A 19,869-nucleotide genomic window follows, 5' to 3' on the forward strand; every position below is an offset into this window, starting at 1 on the left:
CTGCTGTTTCCTGGTGGTTGTTTCCCGACTGGACGGAGGCGCGCGCGGTCGGGACCTCGTATCTGCGGACCCGACGGCCGGTCATGGCGCTGGAACAGGTCGGGCTACGTCTACTTGCGTGGCAGCGCCGGCCGTCGGGTCTGCTGTGCTTGGCTTCCGACCGCGTCGCCTAAGATCTGCAGTCAGCCGCGGTGCTGCCTGCTGCATGCGGTACCTGGGACCGATCTGCTGACGCGGCGCCCGCCTGCCACATCGAGGCCTGGAATGTTCGAGTGCGGACACTCTGCTACCGAAACGGACAAGGTGACGACCAGCATGACTGAGCAGCAACCGACCATCCCCACTTCGTGGCAGGTGCAGGTTAATGACCGCGGGACACAGAACGCGGCATGGGTGCTCGTCAGCGAGCATGAAGGTATCGGCCCTGTTGCTGAAGCCAGCCGACCGGGTGCTGCGGCCGAACCAGACCAGGCGGTGGCGGACTGGGTTGCCCAGGTTCTCGAGGTCACTGGTGTCGTGCTTGTTCCAGCGGATCTCCCACACGTCTGGTCTGTCGAAATAACCTATTGACCCTGCGGTTCCGGCGGACGCGAAAGCTGTTCTATCCCTCGGTCCAGATCGTCCAGGTAGAACCCCTTCGGGTTGTTGCCAGGTCCGATGTTCGTGTCACGACTGTGGACGATAGCCCCGCGCGTTGCCTTGCGAAGCTCGCCGACGAGCTTCAGCTTGTCGATGACGATGCCTCGTCGCCGGAGTCCACGCACGATCTCCTCCCCTGAGGCTCGCGCCGGCCGTCGTCCTTCGCGGCTCGCGATCTCAAGGACTGTCGATCGCACCGCCGACAAAAGTTCGGGTACGCCCTGACTCTCTTCGCGAGCAACCACGTCCAAGTACTGCTGGGACGGCTCGGGGCGCATCGGTGCTCGCTCGCTGGCGCGCCGGACGGCGATGAGGCGGTCCGTCCGGTCGAACCGCACAAGAACTGGCGTGGTCTCGGCGTCGACGACGAAGCCTTTACCTGCATCGTTGGCGTGCGTGCGGGTCGCTTGGCGGAAGAGATGGGGCCGGACTCCGAGTTCGCGTAGGTGCTTGGGCAGACCTTGTGCGTCTTCGGCAGACATCCCGAGGTACACCTTGAGGTGGACCTGGCTCCCCAGCCGTGAGGTCCCCATCATGTCGTTGACGGCTCGCTGGTTGGCGAGGATGACCCACACGCCGGCTTTCGCCCCGTAGGTGACGATGTATTCGACCAGGATTCGAAGCGCGTCGATCTCGGCGACCATCCCGTACTCGTCGATGACCACGACGTGGCCCGGCCCGTCTGTAACGGGGTCGAAGTTCCGTGCGCCGAGCCGAGCGGTGTTGTGCCGGATCAAGTCGACCGCGTTCTGGAGGATTCGCTCGGCGTTCTCCACGTTGGGACCGAAGGCGGACCGGCGCACAGCCATCTTCCAGGACTTCAGGTCCGGGCCGTCGCTGAGGTCGATAGCGACGATGTCCACGTCGTGACGGGATGTGAGCGCGTCGAGAAAGTCATGAAGGACACCGGACTTTCCCGATCCTGTGCGCCCGATGATGAGCGTGTGGCGTGCGAACAGTTCGAGGGCAAGGCGGCCCCCGTCGTAGCGGGTCGCGAGTTCTACGGGATCGCGTACGGAGCCCCAGGCGCGTTCCGGGGAGTCAACAGGAGTGGCGAGGAGATCCCGCATCACGATCCTCACGACCATGACGCGCGCGGCTTCCGGAACGCGCGCGAAGACAAGGCCACCGGTAGGGGTGTTGAGGTGACGCTCCAACGCGTCCAGTTTCGCTTCGGTGATGTTGTCGAGGACTTGCAGGGTGACCGTCCAGCCCCAGCCTCCGGGTTCGGCTTTCACTCCGGCCTCGTTCACGTCCACGCGGATCTTGCTGCTGGTGAATGCGTCGCTCAGCGTTGTGGCCACGCCGCGGGCTGAGTCGCCGAGCGAGAGGCTCTGGGGCATCGCTTCGGCGGGTCTGTCGGTGTCGTGCGGTTCCGGTACGGGGCGGCCGATAAGGGCGAGGATGGGCAGAACCAATGCTCCCGTCACCACGACTGACCACCACGGCACCTTCGCCCACAGTTCACGTCCCCAGTGGTCGACGCCGAAGTAGGTGAAAGAGCTGAGGATGAGTAGCAGGACGACGCTGTTTCGACGGTCGCGGCGCAGTTTCAGACGGGCTCGGTGAGCCCCGTCGGGATTGCTGTGGTCGAGCATCGCGGAGATGTACGCCTCGCGCTGCGGATCCCACAGGACCTGCCACAGCGCCCGGCCCGTTCGGCCGAGGCCGCGCAGCACCCACCACGCGTGCCGGACAAGCCAGGTTCCGGTTGTTCGGGCGCGCTGTCGCCGAGCGATCCGGCGCTCGATGCGCTGGACCTGTGACGCGGCGTCGCGCTCTTGGTGCCGGCGAAGTCGGCAGGACTTGAGTCTGCGTCGAGCGGCGTCCATTGCGGATGGTGCTGGAGCTCGCCGTTTGGTGAGGTCTCCTGAGGCGTGTGTGGTCAAGTCGTGGCCCGCGTGCGCGTCGGGCTCCGTCGTGGGCGGATCGTCGCGGTCAGGAGGGTGGTCAGTCATGAGTCCTCGATCAGGGTGGGCGGCCTGGACGCGTCGCCGTAGCACAGCGGACGGTGGATTTCACGAGAAGTGGATCGTTCTGGAAGGTCCACCGTTCGCTGTGCTGAACTGGCCGCTTCCAGGGCGCCCTGCGTCAGCTCCACTACTAACGCTGGAGCCACTGGTGTCACGGTTGTTGGCTGTCATGGTCCGCGTCGACGTGGAGGCCGGCCCATTCCCCGGCGGTTGGCAGCCAGCCTTGGTCGAAGTCCTCCCGAAGCAGTGCACGCAGGTCTCGTGCGCGTTTGGGACTGATGCGAAGTCCAGTTCGTAAGGCCTCCGCGGTGACGTGAGCCGCCGACGTCCACCCCCACTGTCTCGCCAGCTGCCGCGCCTCGTCATGCAATTCTTGGATCGATCGGATGGATCGACCCGCCGCGATCGACGAACCGCTCCGATCGTCACTCCCTGACCGGTCGGTGTCGTGCGCGGATCGATCAGATCGTGTCGCGATCGGGCGACTCTCTGAGCCGGGATCGGGCATCGGCGCTCGCCGCGCAGCTGCCCTTGGCGGGGCGCCTGCCTCCGAGACGGCTGACGCCGAACGATCGACGGACAGAGGAGCAGCGGGATGCCGTGGTGGTTCCTGCTCATGATCGATCGGTTCGTCGGACACGCACACCGGAGTCGATGCCGATCCTTTCCCCGGCCGGTCGATCGATCCGTCGTCGAGCTTCCTCGTTTCGTCGATCAACGCAGCTGCTGGTGAAGCTGTCCCCGCTGATCGCCGCCGACGACGCAGCCAGGTCGAGCGCGGTCGCCCACCCGATCCGGTCTTATCGGCGAGCGAATCGACGCCCCACCGAGGCACCTGCTGTAGTTGCTGAGACAACCGCTCCAAGTCGTTGACGACCGACTCAAGCCGTCGACCGACTCGATCGATCGACACCGATTCCGGCCGGTTCGGCGCCTCCATCAATCGGCGATGCTGGGCGATCGATCGACGCACCACGCGGCGCCACCGCACACCTGCCAACCTGCCGACTGTGTCATGTGGCAGCCGTCCACGATCGGCTGCGGCCAGGGCTTGATCGACGTTCTCGATCCGATCCCGGACGGCCTGGCGGTATGCCCGCAGCGTCCACACCGGGAACAGCACGACCTGGTCGATCGGGAACCGCGGCCGTACCGGCCTGCTGACCAGTTTTCCCTCCTGGTGCAGCTGGATCCGTTGCTGCGACCACTCATGCATCTCCCAGGCGACCGGACCGGCGACCGACATCGCCGCGAGCACGACTCCGTTGTGCTCGAGGTTGCTGTAGGCCGAGAACGCGATCACCGCCCAGCCGAACATTCGCACCCGGAGCGCACGGTGACGGAACTTGCCCAGGTCGCGGGCGATCCCGAACATGCTGAGGCCGAAGAGTTCCAGGGCGGTGGCACCGGCCGCCGCGAAAAGAACTCCTAACTCCATCGCCTCACGCAGGAATCGGTACTGGCCGTGCCATGCGGTCGCCACCGCCAAGGCGACGAGGATCGCGACGAGACGACCAGCGAGGGCTGCCTCGAACCGTGCACGGACTTCGGCGCGAGCTACCAGGCGAGCGCGCCGTTTGAGCTGACGACGGCGCCGCCTGACGGCCACCCGAAGCAGCCCCGCTCTGCGTTTCAGGTGCTTTTGCTGCTCCGTACGCAGCCTGGTCACCTGGGTCTCTCGCTCGACGAGGTCGAGTTCGGCGCGGCGTGCCCGGATTGAGCGTTCCAGATCAGCGTCGGCCAGCCGGATCTCGGCGTCTGCCTGCTCGAGTGCGGACGGTCCGTTGTTCCCGGTGGCGCGTGAGCGTGAGCGGCCGAAGACCGGGATCCGTGTCATTCGATCATCACGCCCGGCGGCCGCACGTCGATCTGCGGGTGTTCCGATGCCCACCAGGTGCACCAGTCGAGCAGACCAGGAAGGTCATGAGGGTCTGCGTAGCCTTGCTTGTGGTGTTCGACGAACGCCCCGGCCAGGCTGATCGCCGCATCCTGATCTGGGCACGCCACGGGAAGTGTCACGCCTACCGTGTCCTGGTCTCCGGCATACGTGACGAACCACGTCGTCAGGTCGATCGACACCCTCCTGATCACTCGATCGATTCCGATTTCCGCCGACACCGCGGGCCAGACTGTGACCTCCTCGCGGATCGTGTACGCCGCGATCGGGTATCGAACACTGTCGATGACGGGTTCCACCACCACGTTGGCCAGGTGGGCGCGCGTGCGGTCCTTCGGCTCGGTGGCCAGTTTCGGTGTCATCAGATTTGGACCCCGGCGTAGCGGTCGGCTGGACGACGTGCGACGGGTTCGTCGTCATCGTCCGCGACGAGGTCTGCGGCGCGCGCGGCCGCGCGGTTGACAGCCCTGCCGAGCCGCTCAGCGCCGTCGAGCAGCAAGTCGGCCAGCAACTTGCACGCCCAGCTGTCGTGAGCGGCAGCAGCCATCATCAGTCCGGCCAGGGCGCCCAGGGGTCCGCCCAGGGCGAATCCGATCGCCGCGCCGACGATGGATCCCGACGCCGATGCCGCGACCTTGATCATAATCGCTGCGATGAACGCACCGACATACAGTGCGGACCATCGCCAGGAGGGCAGTACTGACAGTGCGCATCGCACTCCCGTCGCGGTCACTGGAAATCACCGCCACGCCCACCCTGACCAGCGCGGGAGGCGGGGGGAGCAGGTTCAGGGGCGCCCTGGCCGCAGCGCGCGGATAGTGATGCTGAGAACATGAACGGCATGGGACCGGTGCTCCTCAAGTGTCGGTCTCTGTCGCCTCTGGCTCGGGGCGCAATCCCGAGCCAGAGGCATCTGTCGCCTTACGTGACCCGAGAGTACTTCAGGTCACGCCTAAAGGTGTCGGGAGACCGAAAAGAAGTCAATAGGTCACGCCTATTTGCTTCTCTTGTTACTTGCAGTAACGTCATAGCGTCACAGGGGAGCGTCGATGGTCAGTTCACGCGTGCAGGAGTTCGCCAACAGGTTCCGCGAGCAGATCCACGCTGGCGTCTACCTGCCCGGTGACCAGCTGCCGCGAGCCGCCGACGTAGCCGCAGAGCACGGCGTCAGCAAAGGCCTCATCCAGGACGCCTACGCCCGACTCCGCGACGAAGGCCTGGTCGAGACCCGGCCTCGCCACGGCACCTTCGTGACTGACCCATCCCGTGACCAGCTCCCCTGGACAAACCTGGTCCAGCGTGACTCCGCCGGCTACGTCTTCGGCGCGACGAGTCTCACCTGGAGCGTCCTCAAGGACTTCGGATCCCGCACGACCAGCGCTCCCCCCGGCATCGATACGTTCCTGAACCTTGATCCGCGCACCGATGTCGTCATCAACGAGCAACTGCTCGGCCTTCCCGCCGATCGAACCGCCGGCCGCCGGAAACAGGAGCCAATCCAGCTGGTCGCAACCTTCCTCCCCGCCTGGATCGTCGAGGCTTGCCCCGCCTTGACCCAGGACGACATTCCACGCTCAATACCGGCCCTGATCGAGGAATCCATCGGGGGACCAATCAGCTGGACCGCACACATCGGATCCGAGCCTGCCAGCCAGTCCGACGCCGGACACCTTCAAGTGACGCCCGGCAGTCCCGCGATCCGGATCTTCACCGTGGGCGCGCTTCCCGACGGCAGACCAGCCGAAGTCACGGTGCGCACACTCAGCGGTCAACGGTTTCAGCTTGGGCCACTCCCCTTGGTCCGTGACGCGTCGGCCGCTTGGTCACCCGCGAACACGACCGGGCACCTGCCAACTATCGGGACGCCCACGTAGCAGTCTCGTCGCGAGATCAATCCGCCACCAAACCCGCTCGACCCCCGCACCAATTCTGCTACCCAGTGTTACCGCCAGGTGCGCTCGACGTATCGCGCGGCGACACTGGCTCTCCTGTTAGCCCCGGTCATTCAGAACAAGCAAGCAGCAAGGAAGCTACGACCTGGCGCCGTCGGAGCGACTTTACAAGTCCGACAGCGAGGCGTCCGATCGCTTGCTTAGCCGCTTAATCGCATCTAGAACGGCTATTCCGCCGCTTGGCCGATGCTTTTCGCGCGTCGGCGCGTGTGCTGCCCGCAGACTGCCTGTGCGTCAACTGGCGCGTGCACCTCGAGATCAGATCGGTGTCCAAGCTATTTCGATGCTCACGCACAGTATCGAACGCGCCGGGTCGCCTAAGTGCGCCTACGGCGCCGTAATGGTGTGAACGCGCACGCACATCGACCATCCCCTCAGCCGACGAGGTGCTCGATCAGACCAAGACTCGGTTACGGCGAGCCGGTACGCCGAGGCATGCGAGACCGGTACTCCAACACCGCGGGTCCATAGGTGACCTCGACGATCAGGTCCACCCCGTCGTCGCCTTCGTTGTCGTTGTCGTTGTCGTTGTCGATCATCCTCATCCGTCGCCCTGTACCGCGACGGAAAGCAGCAAGTCCGCGTGGCCGCTGGCCTCGCCATCTTGACGATCAAGCTCTGGCGGGTGTTCGGCACCGACCTGTCCGGGCAGCCGACTAGTACGGACCTGACCAGTTACTCGATCACCATGGGGCCCAGAAGAAAGCACTGATGAATCTGCTGGCTCGACAGGCCGCTGCCATCGACCTGCGTGGGGCAGACCCGTGTTCCGCGCAGTTGCGTACCGGCTTTAAGCCAGCTTCGATACATTGACGTGAACGCGCACACGACGAGCGACTCACCGAGCCGATGACCCACTGGAGGGCTGCGTTGTGAACACAGGTAACCCGAACGGCTCCGCGAGCAGCACGGCTGGTACGCCGACGGCGTGGATCGACGCATTGGAGACGTTCAATGACAGGATGAGCCGCGCCGTCACCAGCGCCGAGACCTCGCCGGTAAGGCAAGCAGCGGTCGCGGACCTCCGCGCCCATTTGCCTCATCTAACGACCGCCATGCTGGGCCGCCTCGCCGACCTGGACCTCGCCGAGTCGAAGTGACACCGGCCCCGCGATGTGCCGGACCAGCCGGAGTTCCCTCGATCAGCGTTCCCGATCGACTCCAGGTGCGAGAAACAACGGTCCGATCCGGTCGACGAGAGTCGCCTCGCCGGGGTCAGGGGACAGCGCATGCGCCGAGGCGAACGACTCGTCGTATCGCTCCTTCGCACGAAGTAGCCGTTCGAGCACTGGGGGACGTCGCGCGCTAGGCGCGCGGAGCAACTGCCGCGCCTCCTGGACCGACAACTCCTGGTCGATCAAGGCGGCGTAGAGATCCAACTGAGCAACAACATATTCGGCTAGCAACGGGTCATCATCGACCAGGAAAGCTGCCGACACTTCAAAGAAGGCGGCGATGCCGCGGATCCGTTCCAGAGACGGGTTGACTTCCTTACCTTTGCGGAGTTTGGAGACGTACTGGTCGCTGACGCCCAGGGCAGTCGCGAGCTCGGTGGCCTTCCGGTTGCGGTGCCGACCGTTGCGATCCTTCTCGGCCGGATGCCGCACCTTCTCGAAGAGCAAGTTGAGGCGGCCCGCGAAGGTGTAGGGGACGCTGGGGTCTGACGTCACGTAGAACTCCAGTGTCAGGCTCGGGATGACCATCAGGTCGCACGCATAGTATCAGCCAAACTTAACTGTCACGCGACTCCGCGCGGCTCAGACGGGCACTATCTCCCACCCGCTCAGCCCGGCAAACGTCGTTGCCGGACAGCGTTCGACCACGCGGCGATCCTCGTCATCACCGTGGCTCTGGATAATGCGGAGTGCAGCGGCCGTGAGCCTACGTCTGCGCACCAGCCAGGCGAGCCAGGTGCGCCTCCTTCCGGATGGCAGTGTCGCGAGCAGCGCCCTTCTCGCGGTTCTGCGCCGTGAACGTTCGACCTCGCTGAGGGAGTTCCACCAACGACGCTGCCGGCAGATTGCGAACGCCTTCCTCGATGCCGCCGTGGACAGCGCGTTGTGGTGCTGCCACCTCGCCGCCAGGTGGGCCTTCCACCGTTCACGGTCCTCGTTGTGCGTGTGCCGCAACCGTTCCACGTTGGCTGAACCGAGGGCGTCGCGGTAGGGGGCGTACCGCCCAGTGGGGGAATCTCGATCTTGACTCCCCCGAGCCAACATTTTCTGAAGATCCCGCGCTGGCAGCCAGGCGTCACAGTCGGCGGCCGATCCACCGTACCGACGGACCCGCTCGATCAGTCCCAGCTGCTGCGCAGCGTCGCGGGCACGCCGTATGGTTTTGGGATCCAGGCGCGCTTGTTCCGCCCAAGCCCGGATGGATATCGACCCGGCCCGGGTCACGATCGCCTGCCCGAGCACGCGTAGGGCGATGCAGAGTGTTTTGAGGCGAACTCCTCCGGGCAGGCGGTCGCCGCCGGTAGCCGCGCGGCATGCCGCCTCAGCGAGCCGATCCGACATCCCAGCTACCTGGTCTTGTATGTCCCGCGTGGCGCTCGCTCGCGCTTCGGGCGTTGTGTCTAGGACGTTGCCTGGCGTCGTTCTGGTGCGACGGGGACGACTCCTCCCCGCTTCCTCGACGGCTGGCCACCATCTCGACGTCAGCCATCCCGTATATCCGAGGTGAGCAGCCTGTTCCGGGGAGGCACGGCGGAAGTGGTCCCACGCGGACGCGATGTCGATCCGTCGTTCCGCGTCCACAATGGTGACCGCTGGCGCCCAGAACCACCGCCGCCATGCCCTGTACCCGATCTCGTGTGCTTTCGAGCCAGGGCGCTGGGCAGCCGCCCACGCTCGTTCAATCGGCCACAGCGCACGTACGCGGGCGAGCGCTTCGCCGAACTCCGACTCAGACCTGCTGCTTTGCTTCGCGGCGTTCCGGCGGAGCGGCACGTCGTCGCACCGGACATCCGACTGAGTTCCGTCGTCCGACTGGGTTCCCTTTGAGGATCCCGACGGCAGGTCCAAGGCGGTCTGAAGGTCCTCAAGACCGGCTCTGGTCAAGTTCTGGGACGAAATCTCGCTCGGCGCGCCTGAGCGGTGAGGTGCGCTCAGGAGCCGGATGGTCGACCGTACCGTCGCCGGTACGCCATGATGGCCGGAGAGCGTTCGAACTACGGTCCGGAACTCGGGTTGGAGGACTCGGGGGACGTAGACGATAACGTGGTAGTGCCCAGGGCGACCGGACTCCCGCTTCGTCCACCACAGCCCGCGCCGCTCGCACCATGCGACGAGCAGGTCTGTCAGCGCTTCGCCAGCCTCGGCTTCGGCACCACAATCCTGAGGATCGATATCCACGGCAAGAAGCTGACGTCGGAGCGCGCCGGCGATGGTTCTTGCCTCCGGATGTGATGCCACGTAAGCCTGCGCATCACCTAAGGAGCGTGTAGTGGCTAAACCTGCGTTCTCGCTGTCGATGAGCACGTACGGAGCAGTGAACGCAATGCGGTCAAAGCCTTCTGGCCCGGAAGGGCTTTCGCCCGATGGTGCACGATCGCGGTCTACGGGCGCGAAAGAGTCTGCTTTCACTGAGATCCTTGCGTGAACTGACTGGTTCTGACCCGACCTTTCCCCAGGACGGGCGTCTCTGTTGCTGCACTACGGGCTGGAACAGGCGCGTAACAAGTAGGGCGTCCTGGCTGCAGGCCACACCCGCATCCTGAGGACCTCCCACGCAACCATCCCCGAGGGTTCACCCAGTAGATCGTCCGGCGCAGCTCACGTCAAGGGATAAGTCGCGTGACAGTTGACTAGTTGGCGATAGCGACTAGTCTCGGTCATGTGGAGTCAACTGCCACGCGACTTGTCCAGGGTGAAGGTCAGAGACCGTCACCTTGCCCCGAGACGCGCTCACCATCCGGCGCACGTCCAGCACCACTAGGCGGACACAATCCAACCCACTCAGATTCGCCAAACGTCCAGGACAACTACAGCTGGGAGGACTCCTCACCTGACGAACCGTAGACACAACGCAGACACGAGGCCCCAGTGGACCTGCTGCCGGGCTACCCCGAGGCACAACTATCCACACGTCCTTCGTAGACGCCATACATCCCCACCACTCAGCGCCCGCCGATGCACGGCGTTCACGCCGAAAACAACCAGCGCGACGGTCGGCGCAACATTCCCCGCAAGTGGCCCACAAGCCGAAGAGGTAGGCGCCAGACGTGAAGCTCGGACCAACGCCCGCACGCATCAGTTCATCGACAACAGAGACAGAGGACCATGAAGGGAAATATCAAAGCTTCAGAGTGCTATAGCCCCAAAGGCCTCGGTTTAGGCTCGCTTCGCCCCGTCAACCTCTCTGCGCACTTGTCGGCCCTAAAGCCGCGGGCACACCTTCACTGATGGCGTAAGAAATGAGGTCATGCGAAGGCGGCGAGAACATGTTGTCAACCGACGATCTTTCCAGGTATCTTGGCGTCACCAAGAAAACTCTCGCCCACTGGCGCCAAACCAGATTTGGGCCACCATGGGTTCGCATGGGCAAGTATGTGAGGTACTCCCCCGCCAGAGTTAGCGACTGGCTGGACGACCTACATAAAGACAACGACTCGTGGTGACCAGAACACAGGAAGACAAGCATGGCTTCGATCGAAGATCGCTGGATGAAGCAGAAGCGCGACCCAGACACCAAGAGAAAACTGTTCGACAGCGACAAAAAACCGATCATGATTCGAACCGAACGGTACGGAAAAGGGAGCCGGTATCGAGTCAAGTATCTTGACCCAGACAAGAGAGAACGTTCTCGCTCATTTCCTGACGGGAAGTACACGCTAGCAAAGAACTTCAAAACCAAGATGGAGAACGACGTGCTGGCTGGCGTGTACCGAGATCCGAAGGCCGGCGAACTCCTCGTCGAGGACTGGGCAGCCACCTACCTGAAAGGACGCTCACAAGACGCCTCAAGCCAGTACACAGTCGGCAATCTATTCAGGTGTCAAATTTTCCCCAAACTGGGACGGAGAACACTAAAGAACATCGACGACGCCGCCCTGCGTGAGTGGAAGCACTGGATGAGCAGCGTTTCCAAGATCTCGGCAAACTATCAAGTCGAATGCTGGAACAACCTAAGCGCCATGCTTGACGCAGCGGTAGCAGACGGAAAGATTCTCTTCAACCCTTGCAAAAGAAAACACATCTCTGGACCCAAGCGGATAACACGACTGATCACACCATGGAGCGATCGAAAATTCCACGCGATCGAAGCCGCTATACCAGATAGGTACAGAATAGGAACAACCCTTGGAGGCGGGCTCGGCTTACGAGTAGGCGAAACGCTCGCCTTTTCCCCAGACTTTATCGACCGCAAACGGATGATATATCGCTGCGCACGCCAGCTTGTTTCTCGTTCTACCCCCCTCCAATTCAAGCTACCCAAGGGACACAAAGAGCGAGAAATTCCCATCAGCGATGGCATACTACAGCGAATCGACGCACACATTCTCCGTTATCCGCCGATCAGCGTCACATTGCCTTGGGCTGAGCAGGACGGCCAGGAGTTCATGACTGTGCGGCTACTGTTGACAAATGCTAAGGGCAAGGCCTGGTGGTCCAAAGACTGGGCCACGGAGGTCTGGAAACCAGCCTTCGTGACGGCCGGCGAGTTTTACGAGGGCCAGGTCGATGGCACACACGCCCTGCGGCACCTGTACGCATCCCACATGTTGACTCAAGGCGTCAACATCAAGGAGCTGGCCGCGTTTCTCGGACACGCAGACGAGGCTTTCACGCTCAGAACATATGTCCACTTAATGCCAAGCAGCCACGAGCGAGCTCGTGCTGCAACCGATGCGATGTTCCCCCCTGAAGATGGGACGATCCACGCCCGGCCATCCAGAACAACACCAGGCGCGACTTCGAAGAAACGTCCTTCAGGTACCTCGCGAAAGATAGCGGGCAGACTTCGACGTCCGCGCCTTGCAGGACATTGACCTGGCCATCCAGCGCCTGCGTATGTCTCGTTGCGCACACGCAGCGATTGGGTTGAGCGTAGGCCACAGCGACTATTACTCCGTCGTGATTCTACAGTTGGGCACACGTTCGCCGCAGCACCGATGCCACACTCAACAACAGCCGCGTATTCGTCACCCGAACCCGCTTGCCTAGGCGGTGTTCCCGCAGCCTCGGATTGGTATAGAGTCCCTGGTTCTGAGCGAAACCGCATAGATGACTCGGGAGTTCTCACGGCAGGCGAACGGACGTGGCCCGTCGGGCGACCTACGCTGCGTGCGGCGAGAACGGAGATTCTGCGGCCAGAGCGACCTTGGTCGCCGCCAACTGGCGCGATCCGTCGGCGGCCGAGCCGCGGGCTGAACGGATGTGGGACGATCGCCGCCGTGTATCAACGTTTGTTCGTGGGGCACTCGACGTCCCGGGCGGGAAGGCCTGCCACTTAGGTGGAGTTGCCCCCGGATGGAGGACACGGGGATTTCACGCGGCTTGGTGGTGACTGTAGCTGGTTCGGGTTTCGTGGGGTGTTCGGTGGTTGAGTGTCGAATGTAGACGGTTGTGGTTGTAGTAGTGGAGGTAGCGGTATAGGTCGTGTCGTGCCTGGTCACGGGTGCGCCAGATGGTGGTGCCGATCTCAGTTTTGAGGGTGGCGAAGAACGCTTCGGCGACGGCGTTGTCGTAGCAGGACCCGGTCCGTCCGATCGACGGGCGGATCCGGTGTTCGGTGAGCGCGGCGCGGAATTGGCCGGAGGTGTACTGGACGCCGCGGTCGGAGTGGAACACCGCGGCGGGGCGGATCAGGCCGCGTGCGGTGGCCAGGGTGATCGCGTCGCAGACCAGGTCGGCGCGCAGGTGATCGCCCATCGCGTGCCCGACGACCTCACGGCTGTGCAGATCGATCACCGTGGCCAGGTAAAGCCAGCCCTGGAAGGTGGGCAGGTAGGTGATGTCCCCGACGAACCGACGGCCAGGATGCTCGGCGGTGAAATCACGGCGGATCACATCCGCCACCGGTGTCACCGCAGCAGCGGCGGGCCTGGTCAGGCTCCGGCGTTTCCGACGGGTGCTCCCGGCCAGGCCCTGCTCACGCATCAGCCGCTCGACTCGCCTGTGGTTCACCACGCGTCCGCGGCGGCGCAGCTCCGCGGTGATCCGGGGCTGCCCATAGGCACCCCGGCGCTGCGCGTGGATCGAGGCGATCACCGCTATCAGCTCCCGCTCCTGTTCCGCCGCGGCCTCACGGGCCGCCTCGGCGGCGGTCCACTCGTGGAAGCCCTGCCGACGCAGACCCAGGACCTGGCATAGCCGCTTCACGCCGAACTCGGCGCGATGCTCGGAGATGAACCGGTAGCGGTAGATCATCGATCCATCTCTTTGGCAAAATAGGCGGCTGCTTTGCGCAGGATCTCCTTCTCTTTCTGCAGTTCAGCGACTTTTTTCCGCAGTCGTTAGACCTCGTCCGTGACCGCGGGATCCTCCACCGGCCCGGCTTCAGCGGCTTGCTTGGCGGCATTCACCCACGACCGCAGGGTCTCGTGATTGACCCCCAGCTCACGAGCGATCTGACGCAACGGCCTGTCACTCGTGTTGACCAGCTCGATCGCGTCACGACGGAACTGCTCCGGATACTTCGACCTGCGAGACACCAGGACATCCTCCCTCCAGACCAACGTCTGGAATCAAGGTGTCCGCTCCCAGGGGGCAACTCCATAGGTGTATGTCTCGTCTGTCTTCGCCTACGCCTCCCAAGCCATGCCAGGGGCGGACGGGTCTGGCGCCACTACTCGCCCCGACTGACAGGAGCGAGGTCAACCACAAGTTTGCACCGCGAGGCGAAAGTCGCCTGCGATGAGGACGCGGCCGCTGTTTGCCGACCGAGCCCTCATCGCAGGCGTCGGGCTCATTGCCGCCCGGACGAGCACAGCGGACGATCCGGTTCATAGAAGAGTGTCCTGACTCGTTGACATGATCCGGCAACATGCCCACTGACCTGTTCGGAATCAGTCTCATTGAGATCGCCGCTCCTGGGTTGTCTCAGTGAATGTGATCCCAGCGGAAGCGTAGGGGCCGATCGCCTCGGCCCGAGGTGCGTCGCCGACGGACGTAGCAGGGTCGGCGCGATGCAGGGACGGCGTTACTGACTGGATCAGGATCACGCCGAGGATCATGCCGATTCCGCCTGCCCAGATCGTGAGCAGGAACAAGGTACGTACCGAGCACAGAACCTTCATCTGTCCACTCCTTCTGGTAGAGACGCCCTGGTCCTGACCTTGGCCTGGTTTCGGCAGCTCAGCCACCGCAGAGCGACGACTTATGGTCATGATGACAATTCCGACCGTCCCTCGAAAGATAGCGCCGAGAGCTCTTCTGGTCAATCAGACAAGAAGGTAAGATGTGGGCCATGAGGCTCAAAGAGCTGCCCCACTGCGCGGTCGCCGTCGACCTGGCGATTCTCACCGTCCGCGAGCAGACACTGCAGGCCTTGGTCATCGAGCGCGCCACCCCACCTCACCAGGGCGCGTCCGCCCTTCCGGGTGGCTTTCTGCTGGCCGGGGAGACGCTGGACGATGCCGCTCATCGCAAGCTGGCCCAGGAGACCGGCCTGGATGTCACGCACCTGCACGTCCGCCAGTTGCACGCCTACAGCGAACCCGACCGCGATCCTCGCGGCCGTATCGTGTCCGTCCTCTACGTCGCACTCCTGCCCGACCTTCCCCTGCCCGCCGCCGGCGGCGGAGCCGCGACCGCGACTTGGCGCCCCGCCGGCGAACTGCTGGCTCAACCGGACAAGCTGGCTTTCGATCACCACCAGTTGCTCACCGACGCCGTCGAGCACGCCCGCGACAGCCTCTCCGACACGACCGTCGCCACCACGTTCTGCCCGCCGGAATTCACCATCGCCGAACTCCGCTCGGTCTACGAAGTCATCTGGGACACCAGGCTGGATCCCTCGAACTTCCACCGCAAGGTCACCCACGCCGAGGACTTCCTCATCCCGACCGGCCAAAAGGCCGCCACCGACGGCGGCCGCCCGGCCGCGCTGTTCCGCGCCGGACCGGCCCCCCGGCTGCACCCCGCCCTGCAACGCGAACGACACCCGAGAACTCAGTAACCCGACACCAGCACTGCGCACTCGCTCAACCACAGGCACGAGCACGCGGAGGATGCCATGACCACCAGCAACGACACCGTGCTGGGCACCGCGGTGATCTGCACCGCCCTGAACGTCGAATACCGCGCCGTTCGCGAACACCTGGACGGCCCCTTCGACGAGCGCGAGAAGAACGGCACCCTCTACCAGGTCGGCACCTTCCGCACCGGCCACGGACGCTGGGTGGTCGCGCTCGCGCAGACCGGCGTCGGCAACACCCAGGCCGGGATCGAACTCGAGCGTGCGATCTCGGTGTTCCACCCGCAGGTCGTGCTGTTCGTCGGCGTCGCCGGCGGCCGCAAGGACGTCGAACCTGGCGACGTCGTGATCGCCGACGAGATCTACGACTACGAGTCCGGGAAGGACACCGCCAGCGAGTTCCTGCCCCGCATCAAGACCAAAGCACCGGCCCACCGGTTGATCGCACGCGCGAAAGCCGTGGCCCGGGACGACGCCTGGCAGCACCGCATCCTGCCCACCACCCCCCAACCGGCGCCGAAGGCGGTGATCAAGCCGATCGCCGCGGGCAGCAAAGTGATCGCCGACCAGAACGCCGCCACCGCCCGCTACCTGGCCACCTACTGCGGGGACGCCGCCGCGGTCGAAATGGAGGGCTACGGGTTCCTGCACGGCGCCTACGTCAACGACACCGTCCAGGCCCTGGTCGTGCGCGGCATCTCCGATCTACTCTCGGGCAAAACCGAAACCGCTGACGCACACTGGCAGCCCACCGCATCCTGCCACGCCGCCGCGTTCGCCTTCGAACTTCTTGCCCGCCACACCACACCGCCGAACCCGGCGACCGGCACCGTTCCACACCAGCTGGTCGCGGCGCCGGCGAGGTTCGTCGGCCGTGCCGACCAGCTGGCAGAGCTCGACCGCGCCCTCAGCGCGGCTGAGGGCTCCTCGCCCGGAGCAGGTCCGGGTGGCGGCGCGACAGCGATGATCTCCGCGATCGGCGGCACCGGCGGCATCGGCAAGACCTGGCTCGCCCTGACCTGGGCATACCGGCATCTGGATCGGTTTCCCGACGGGCAGCTGTTCGTCGACCTGCACGGCTTCAGCCCCACCGGCGAACCGGTGCAGCCGGCGGTGGCGGTGCGCGGGTTCCTCGACGCCCTGGGCGTCGACCCGGACCGCATTCCCACCGACCTCGACGCCCAGGCCACGCTCTACCGCAGCCTGGTGGCCGGGCGGCGGATGCTCATCGTGCTGGACAACGCCGCCACCAGCGACCAGGTCGCACCGCTGCTGCCTGGCTCGCCGTCCTGCACGGTGCTGGTCACCGGCCGGCACCGGCTGGCCTCGCTGATCGACCGGCACGGCGCCCGCCACCTGCCCCTGGATGTCCTGCCACCCGAGGAGGCCCGCGGCCTGCTGGCCGCCCGCCTGGGCGCCGACCGCGTCGCCGCCGAACCCGAAGCGGTGGACGAGCTGATCGGGCTGTGCGGGGGCCACCCGCTGGCGTTGTCGATCACCGCGCGCACCGCCGGCACCCGCCCCGGCGTCGCGCTGGCCGAGGCCGCCGCCGAACTACGCGATCTCGGCCTGGAGGCGCTCGACCACGACACCGACCCGGCCGCCAGCCTGCCCACCGTGCTGTCCTGGTCCCTGCGCCACCTCACCGACACCCAGCGCACCGTGTTCGCGCTGCTGGGCATCGCCCCCGGTCCCGACACCACCCCACCCGCCACCGCCGCCCTCACCGGCCTGCCCGGCCGCCTCGCCCGCAGGACGCTGAACGCGCTGGAGAACGCCTCCCTGCTGGAACGGCGGCCGGACGGCCGCTACGCCATGCACGACCTGATCCGCGCCTACGCCACGGACACCGCCCACACCACTCTGCCCGAGGAAATGCGGGAAGCGGCCCTGACCCGGGTAGGGGACTTCCACCTGCACACCGCCCACACCGCCGACCGCCTCCTGGACCCCCACCGCCCGCTCCTGTCGCCCGAGCCGCCCGCGCCCGGCGTGCACCCGCACCCGCTGCCCGACACCGACGCGGCACTGGCCTGGCTGGCCGCGGAGCACGCCACCCTGCTGGCCACCCAGCGCACCGCCGCCACCCTCGGCCACCACCACACCGTCTGGCACCTGGCCTGGAACCTGAACACCTTCCACCAGCGGCGAGGACACCGGCACGACGAGGTCACCACGTGGCAGGCCGCACTGCACGCCGTCGACCACCTGCCCGACCCCGCCACCCGCAGCCGCGCCCACCGACGCCTCGGCCGTGCCTGCTCCCGGCTGGGCCTGCACGAACAGGCCACCACCCGCTTGGAGCAGGCCCTGGACATGGCCCTGCGCAACCACGACCCCACCGAACAGGCCCTCACCCACCGGGCACTTGCGTTCGTCTGGGGACGACAGGGGGACGACCGGCAGGCCCTGGAGCACGCCCGCTGCGCCCTCGACCTCTTCCGCGCCCTCGACCAGCCGGTGCGGGAAGCCACCGCGCTCAACGCGGTGGGCTGGTTGTCCGCGCGCCTAGGCCAGTTCGACACCGCCCGCGAGCACTGCCAGGCCGCCCTCGCCCTGCACCGACACCACCACGACCCCGACGGCGAGGCGGCCACCCTGGACAGCCTGGGCTACATCGCCCACCACACCGGCGACCACCACCAGGCCCTTGACCACTACCACCACGCCCTCACCCTGCGCCGCGACCTCGGCGACGCCTACAGGGTCGCGGACACCCTCGACGACGTGGGCCATCCCCACGCCGCCCTCGGCCGGCACGAGCAGGCCCGCACGGTGTGGCGGGAGGCGCTGGAGCTGTACCGGGACCAAGGCCGCGACACCGACGCCGAGCGCGCCCAAAGCCAACTCGACGACCTCGACCACACGTGAACCGCGACGTTGGTAGAAAGCATCCAGGCCGGGGGCGGTTTGCGCGAATCTGCCCGTAGACGAAGACGCAGCAGTCGGAGTCGGAGTGTCAAGCGGCTTCGGACGTGCGGGCCAACAACTGCACTCAAAGCAGACCGGTTTGGTGCAGCTTCACTAGCGCGCCGACTACTCCGGGAGTGGCGTCGATCAACAATATTCGAAGGACGAGCACAGCGCGGTCGGCGCGGCGGTGATTGCGGTCGACCACCGCGACCAGCCTTCCTGCGTGGTCAGCGGGTTGTCCGGGTGGCCGGGTCCGGGGTCACAGCCACCGCTTCGTCTCCTCATGCGTGTCGAACACGCCGAACGGGATCACGGTGCCCAGCTCGTCGTCGCCAGCAGCCTAGTCGTCGAAGCCGTCGTCGGTCTCCCGCGCGTCGTAGTCCGGCGCGGCGGGCAGCGGGGCGGAGGTCGCGGCGCGGGCCTTGACCCGCGCGTCAGCAGGCCGCGTCCGTGGACGCTGCGCCAGGTCCGGCGCCAACGCGGGTGAGCAGCTCATCGAGCGTGCAGGCGATCGTGGTCTCTCCAGCCGGAGCGGGCGGCAGTCGCTCACCATACCGACGCCTTGGCGGTGCGGGCGAAGAAGGCCAGCGTGCGTGAGAGCGCCCGACCGGTGTCAGACCGCAACAGCCAGATCGGCTGCGTGGCAAAGGAAACCACGTCGTATTGGAAGTTCAAGACCATGGCCGTGTCGCGCTCCAGCCACGACTCGAACGGCACGTGCGCGTCCATCGTGGCCGTGTAGTCATCGGACCTTTGTGCAGCTTCCGCAGGGCGTTCTCACGTCTCAATGCGATCAACTAACCGTCCGGCAACTGCCGCGCTAATGCTCCAACTCTCGACTTCCAGTCCATATCGGTCCTTCAAAGAAGATCACAATATTCACGCCAAACCCGCGATCAAGCGCTCGACTCTCGCGCGACGCAACTTCCTACAACTTATAGCTAAGAACGATCATTTACAGCTGCCAGCGGAAGAACTCGACGGGGTCCGACCAGCGCAGTCACATGCATCGAGCCTGCACGGCCTCCGACCTCGCGTCCTTCAGAGTGCCCCGCCTCGCAGTAGGCCCGAGGTTCCTGAGGCGGCCCAGATCCGGCCCGAAACTCCATTGTGGACTGACGTCCGAACTCTGCGATGTTGGACCTACGGCGCTTCTACCTGCAACTTCTCTGCATTTCGGCAGCCCTGCCGAGCACGGAGATACACGTCTTATCTGCACCATTCGACATGTCCTTCATATCAACGGCGCCGCGGCCCCAGACGTAGTCGTCCTGGATCGCGCCCGAGAACGGGTGGACCGACCACTCCGAGGCGTCGGCCGGGACGGCGTCGAGGTGACCGTGGATCAGGAGCGCGC

The 19,869-nt window shown here is 65.2% G+C and carries 18 protein-coding genes and 1 pseudogene; 7 read left to right on the top strand and 12 right to left on the bottom strand.

Annotated elements, in window-relative coordinates:
• Window positions 1-315: 315 nt before the first annotated feature.
• On the top strand, window positions 316-570 hold the full coding sequence (locus DL991_RS40880) for a hypothetical protein (protein ID WP_125789708.1): 255 nt from the start codon (window positions 316-318) through the stop codon (window positions 568-570).
• On the opposite strand, the gene DL991_RS40885 is transcribed toward DL991_RS40880, so the two are convergent.
• From DL991_RS40885 to DL991_RS40900, 4 genes are all read right to left on the bottom strand, one after another.
• On the bottom strand, window positions 564-2,471 hold the full coding sequence (locus tag DL991_RS40885; RefSeq protein ID WP_125789709.1) for an FtsK/SpoIIIE domain-containing protein: 1,908 nt from the start codon (window positions 2,469-2,471) through the stop codon (window positions 564-566). The two genes, DL991_RS40880 and DL991_RS40885, sit on opposite strands and share 7 nt — an antisense overlap.
• 292 nt (window positions 2,472-2,763) lie before the next feature.
• Window positions 2,764-4,449, bottom strand: a complete 1,686-nt coding sequence (locus DL991_RS40890) for a hypothetical protein (protein ID WP_125789710.1) — start codon at window positions 4,447-4,449, stop codon at window positions 2,764-2,766.
• Window positions 4,446-4,871 carry a hypothetical protein gene (locus DL991_RS40895; RefSeq protein WP_125789711.1) on the bottom strand — a complete coding sequence of 142 codons (426 nt, stop codon included), beginning with the start codon at window positions 4,869-4,871 and terminating at the stop codon, window positions 4,446-4,448. The genes DL991_RS40890 and DL991_RS40895 overlap by 4 nt, the downstream gene beginning before the upstream one ends.
• The gene (locus tag DL991_RS40900; protein ID WP_125789712.1) at window positions 4,871-5,152 is read right to left on the bottom strand and encodes a hypothetical protein; all 282 of its coding nucleotides are present in this window, start codon (window positions 5,150-5,152) and stop codon (window positions 4,871-4,873) included. The genes DL991_RS40895 and DL991_RS40900 overlap by 1 nt, the downstream gene beginning before the upstream one ends.
• Window positions 5,153-5,558: 406 nt before the next feature.
• Between DL991_RS40900 and DL991_RS40905 the strand changes: the two genes are divergently transcribed.
• Window positions 5,559-6,383 (top strand): GntR family transcriptional regulator, encoded by an 825-nt coding sequence (locus DL991_RS40905; RefSeq protein ID WP_125789713.1) that lies wholly within the window; start codon window positions 5,559-5,561, stop codon window positions 6,381-6,383.
• Between the two features lie 488 nt (window positions 6,384-6,871).
• Here the strand turns inward: DL991_RS40905 and DL991_RS43860 are convergent, their stop codons facing one another.
• Window positions 6,872-7,006 (bottom strand): hypothetical protein, encoded by a 135-nt coding sequence (locus tag DL991_RS43860; protein ID WP_255433436.1) that lies wholly within the window; start codon window positions 7,004-7,006, stop codon window positions 6,872-6,874.
• 327 nt (window positions 7,007-7,333) lie between these two features.
• Between DL991_RS43860 and DL991_RS40910 the strand changes: the two genes are divergently transcribed.
• Window positions 7,334-7,561: a hypothetical protein gene (locus tag DL991_RS40910; protein WP_125789714.1), complete on the top strand. Its 228-nt coding sequence runs from the start codon at window positions 7,334-7,336 to the stop codon at window positions 7,559-7,561.
• 42 nt (window positions 7,562-7,603) lie between these two features.
• Here the strand turns inward: DL991_RS40910 and DL991_RS40915 are convergent, their stop codons facing one another.
• Entirely contained in the window at window positions 7,604-8,164 is a 561-nt protein-coding gene (locus tag DL991_RS40915; RefSeq protein ID WP_125789715.1) for a helix-turn-helix transcriptional regulator, read from the bottom strand.
• A 2,738-nt stretch (window positions 8,165-10,902) separates the two neighbouring features.
• On the opposite strand from DL991_RS40915, the gene DL991_RS44150 reads away from it, so the two are divergent.
• Both DL991_RS44150 and DL991_RS40925 read left to right on the top strand, forming a co-directional pair.
• Window positions 10,903-11,079: a helix-turn-helix domain-containing protein gene (locus tag DL991_RS44150; RefSeq protein ID WP_125789716.1), complete on the top strand. Its 177-nt coding sequence runs from the start codon at window positions 10,903-10,905 to the stop codon at window positions 11,077-11,079.
• Window positions 11,080-11,100: 21 nt separating this feature from the next.
• Complete coding sequence (locus DL991_RS40925; protein ID WP_125789717.1) at window positions 11,101-12,450, top strand: site-specific integrase; 1,350 nt, start codon at window positions 11,101-11,103, stop codon at window positions 12,448-12,450.
• 499 nt (window positions 12,451-12,949) lie between these two features.
• Here the strand turns inward: DL991_RS40925 and DL991_RS40930 are convergent, their stop codons facing one another.
• From DL991_RS40930 to DL991_RS40940, 3 genes are all read right to left on the bottom strand, one after another.
• Window positions 12,950-13,831, bottom strand: coding sequence for an IS3 family transposase (locus tag DL991_RS40930; RefSeq protein WP_125789718.1), 882 nt, complete (start codon window positions 13,829-13,831; stop codon window positions 12,950-12,952).
• A gap of 86 nt (window positions 13,832-13,917) precedes the next feature.
• Window positions 13,918-14,115, bottom strand: coding sequence for a transposase (locus DL991_RS40935; RefSeq protein WP_199754301.1), 198 nt, complete (start codon window positions 14,113-14,115; stop codon window positions 13,918-13,920).
• A 360-nt stretch (window positions 14,116-14,475) separates the two neighbouring features.
• On the bottom strand, window positions 14,476-14,700 hold the full coding sequence (locus tag DL991_RS40940) for a hypothetical protein (protein ID WP_125789719.1): 225 nt from the start codon (window positions 14,698-14,700) through the stop codon (window positions 14,476-14,478).
• Window positions 14,701-14,870: 170 nt separating this feature from the next.
• Between DL991_RS40940 and DL991_RS40945 the strand changes: the two genes are divergently transcribed.
• Together DL991_RS40945 and DL991_RS40950 are read left to right on the top strand one after the other, a co-directional pair.
• Window positions 14,871-15,581 carry an NUDIX domain-containing protein gene (locus tag DL991_RS40945; RefSeq protein ID WP_125789720.1) on the top strand — a complete coding sequence of 237 codons (711 nt, stop codon included), beginning with the start codon at window positions 14,871-14,873 and terminating at the stop codon, window positions 15,579-15,581.
• Window positions 15,582-15,638: 57 nt separating this feature from the next.
• On the top strand, window positions 15,639-18,470 hold the full coding sequence (locus DL991_RS40950) for a tetratricopeptide repeat protein (protein WP_125789721.1): 2,832 nt from the start codon (window positions 15,639-15,641) through the stop codon (window positions 18,468-18,470).
• Window positions 18,471-18,852: 382 nt separating this feature from the next.
• Here DL991_RS40950 and DL991_RS42810 read toward each other — a convergent pair whose 3' ends face one another.
• The 3 genes and pseudogenes from DL991_RS42810 to DL991_RS40960 form a co-directional block, all read right to left on the bottom strand.
• Window positions 18,853-19,008 (bottom strand): hypothetical protein, encoded by a 156-nt coding sequence (locus DL991_RS42810; protein WP_158634506.1) that lies wholly within the window; start codon window positions 19,006-19,008, stop codon window positions 18,853-18,855.
• A gap of 50 nt (window positions 19,009-19,058) precedes the next feature.
• Window positions 19,059-19,241: a hypothetical protein gene (locus DL991_RS40955; protein WP_125789722.1), complete on the bottom strand. Its 183-nt coding sequence runs from the start codon at window positions 19,239-19,241 to the stop codon at window positions 19,059-19,061.
• A 497-nt stretch (window positions 19,242-19,738) separates the two neighbouring features.
• Window positions 19,739-19,869 (bottom strand): annotated as a pseudogene (locus DL991_RS40960) (M20/M25/M40 family metallo-hydrolase); the annotation flags it as partial.

This window comes from Amycolatopsis sp. WAC 01375 (assembly GCF_003947325.1).
In the GTDB taxonomy this organism is placed as follows: Bacteria; Actinomycetota; Actinomycetes; order Mycobacteriales; family Pseudonocardiaceae; genus Amycolatopsis.

What these genes read in the sequence shown, in the direction of transcription:
- DL991_RS40880 (WP_125789708.1), top strand. Translation starts at nt 316, where the DNA reads ATGACTGAGCAGCAACCGACCATCCCCACTTCGTGGCAGGTGCAGGTT.
- DL991_RS40885 (WP_125789709.1), bottom strand. Translation starts at nt 2,471, where the DNA reads ATGGACGCCGCTCGACGCAGACTCAAGTCCTGCCGACTTCGCCGGCAC.
- DL991_RS40890 (WP_125789710.1), bottom strand. Translation starts at nt 4,449, where the DNA reads ATGACACGGATCCCGGTCTTCGGCCGCTCACGCTCACGCGCCACCGGG.
- DL991_RS40895 (WP_125789711.1), bottom strand. Translation starts at nt 4,871, where the DNA reads ATGACACCGAAACTGGCCACCGAGCCGAAGGACCGCACGCGCGCCCAC.
- DL991_RS40900 (WP_125789712.1), bottom strand. Translation starts at nt 5,152, where the DNA reads ATGATCAAGGTCGCGGCATCGGCGTCGGGATCCATCGTCGGCGCGGCG.
- DL991_RS40905 (WP_125789713.1), top strand. Translation starts at nt 5,559, where the DNA reads ATGGTCAGTTCACGCGTGCAGGAGTTCGCCAACAGGTTCCGCGAGCAG.
- DL991_RS43860 (WP_255433436.1), bottom strand. Translation starts at nt 7,006, where the DNA reads ATGAGGATGATCGACAACGACAACGACAACGACAACGAAGGCGACGAC.
- DL991_RS40915 (WP_125789715.1), bottom strand. Translation starts at nt 8,164, where the DNA reads ATGGTCATCCCGAGCCTGACACTGGAGTTCTACGTGACGTCAGACCCC.
- DL991_RS44150 (WP_125789716.1), top strand. Translation starts at nt 10,903, where the DNA reads ATGTTGTCAACCGACGATCTTTCCAGGTATCTTGGCGTCACCAAGAAA.
- DL991_RS40925 (WP_125789717.1), top strand. Translation starts at nt 11,101, where the DNA reads ATGGCTTCGATCGAAGATCGCTGGATGAAGCAGAAGCGCGACCCAGAC.
- DL991_RS40930 (WP_125789718.1), bottom strand. Translation starts at nt 13,831, where the DNA reads ATGATCTACCGCTACCGGTTCATCTCCGAGCATCGCGCCGAGTTCGGC.
- DL991_RS40940 (WP_125789719.1), bottom strand. Translation starts at nt 14,700, where the DNA reads ATGAAGGTTCTGTGCTCGGTACGTACCTTGTTCCTGCTCACGATCTGG.
- DL991_RS40945 (WP_125789720.1), top strand. Translation starts at nt 14,871, where the DNA reads ATGAGGCTCAAAGAGCTGCCCCACTGCGCGGTCGCCGTCGACCTGGCG.
- DL991_RS40950 (WP_125789721.1), top strand. Translation starts at nt 15,639, where the DNA reads ATGACCACCAGCAACGACACCGTGCTGGGCACCGCGGTGATCTGCACC.
- DL991_RS42810 (WP_158634506.1), bottom strand. Translation starts at nt 19,008, where the DNA reads ATGAGCTGCTCACCCGCGTTGGCGCCGGACCTGGCGCAGCGTCCACGG.
- DL991_RS40955 (WP_125789722.1), bottom strand. Translation starts at nt 19,241, where the DNA reads ATGGACGCGCACGTGCCGTTCGAGTCGTGGCTGGAGCGCGACACGGCC.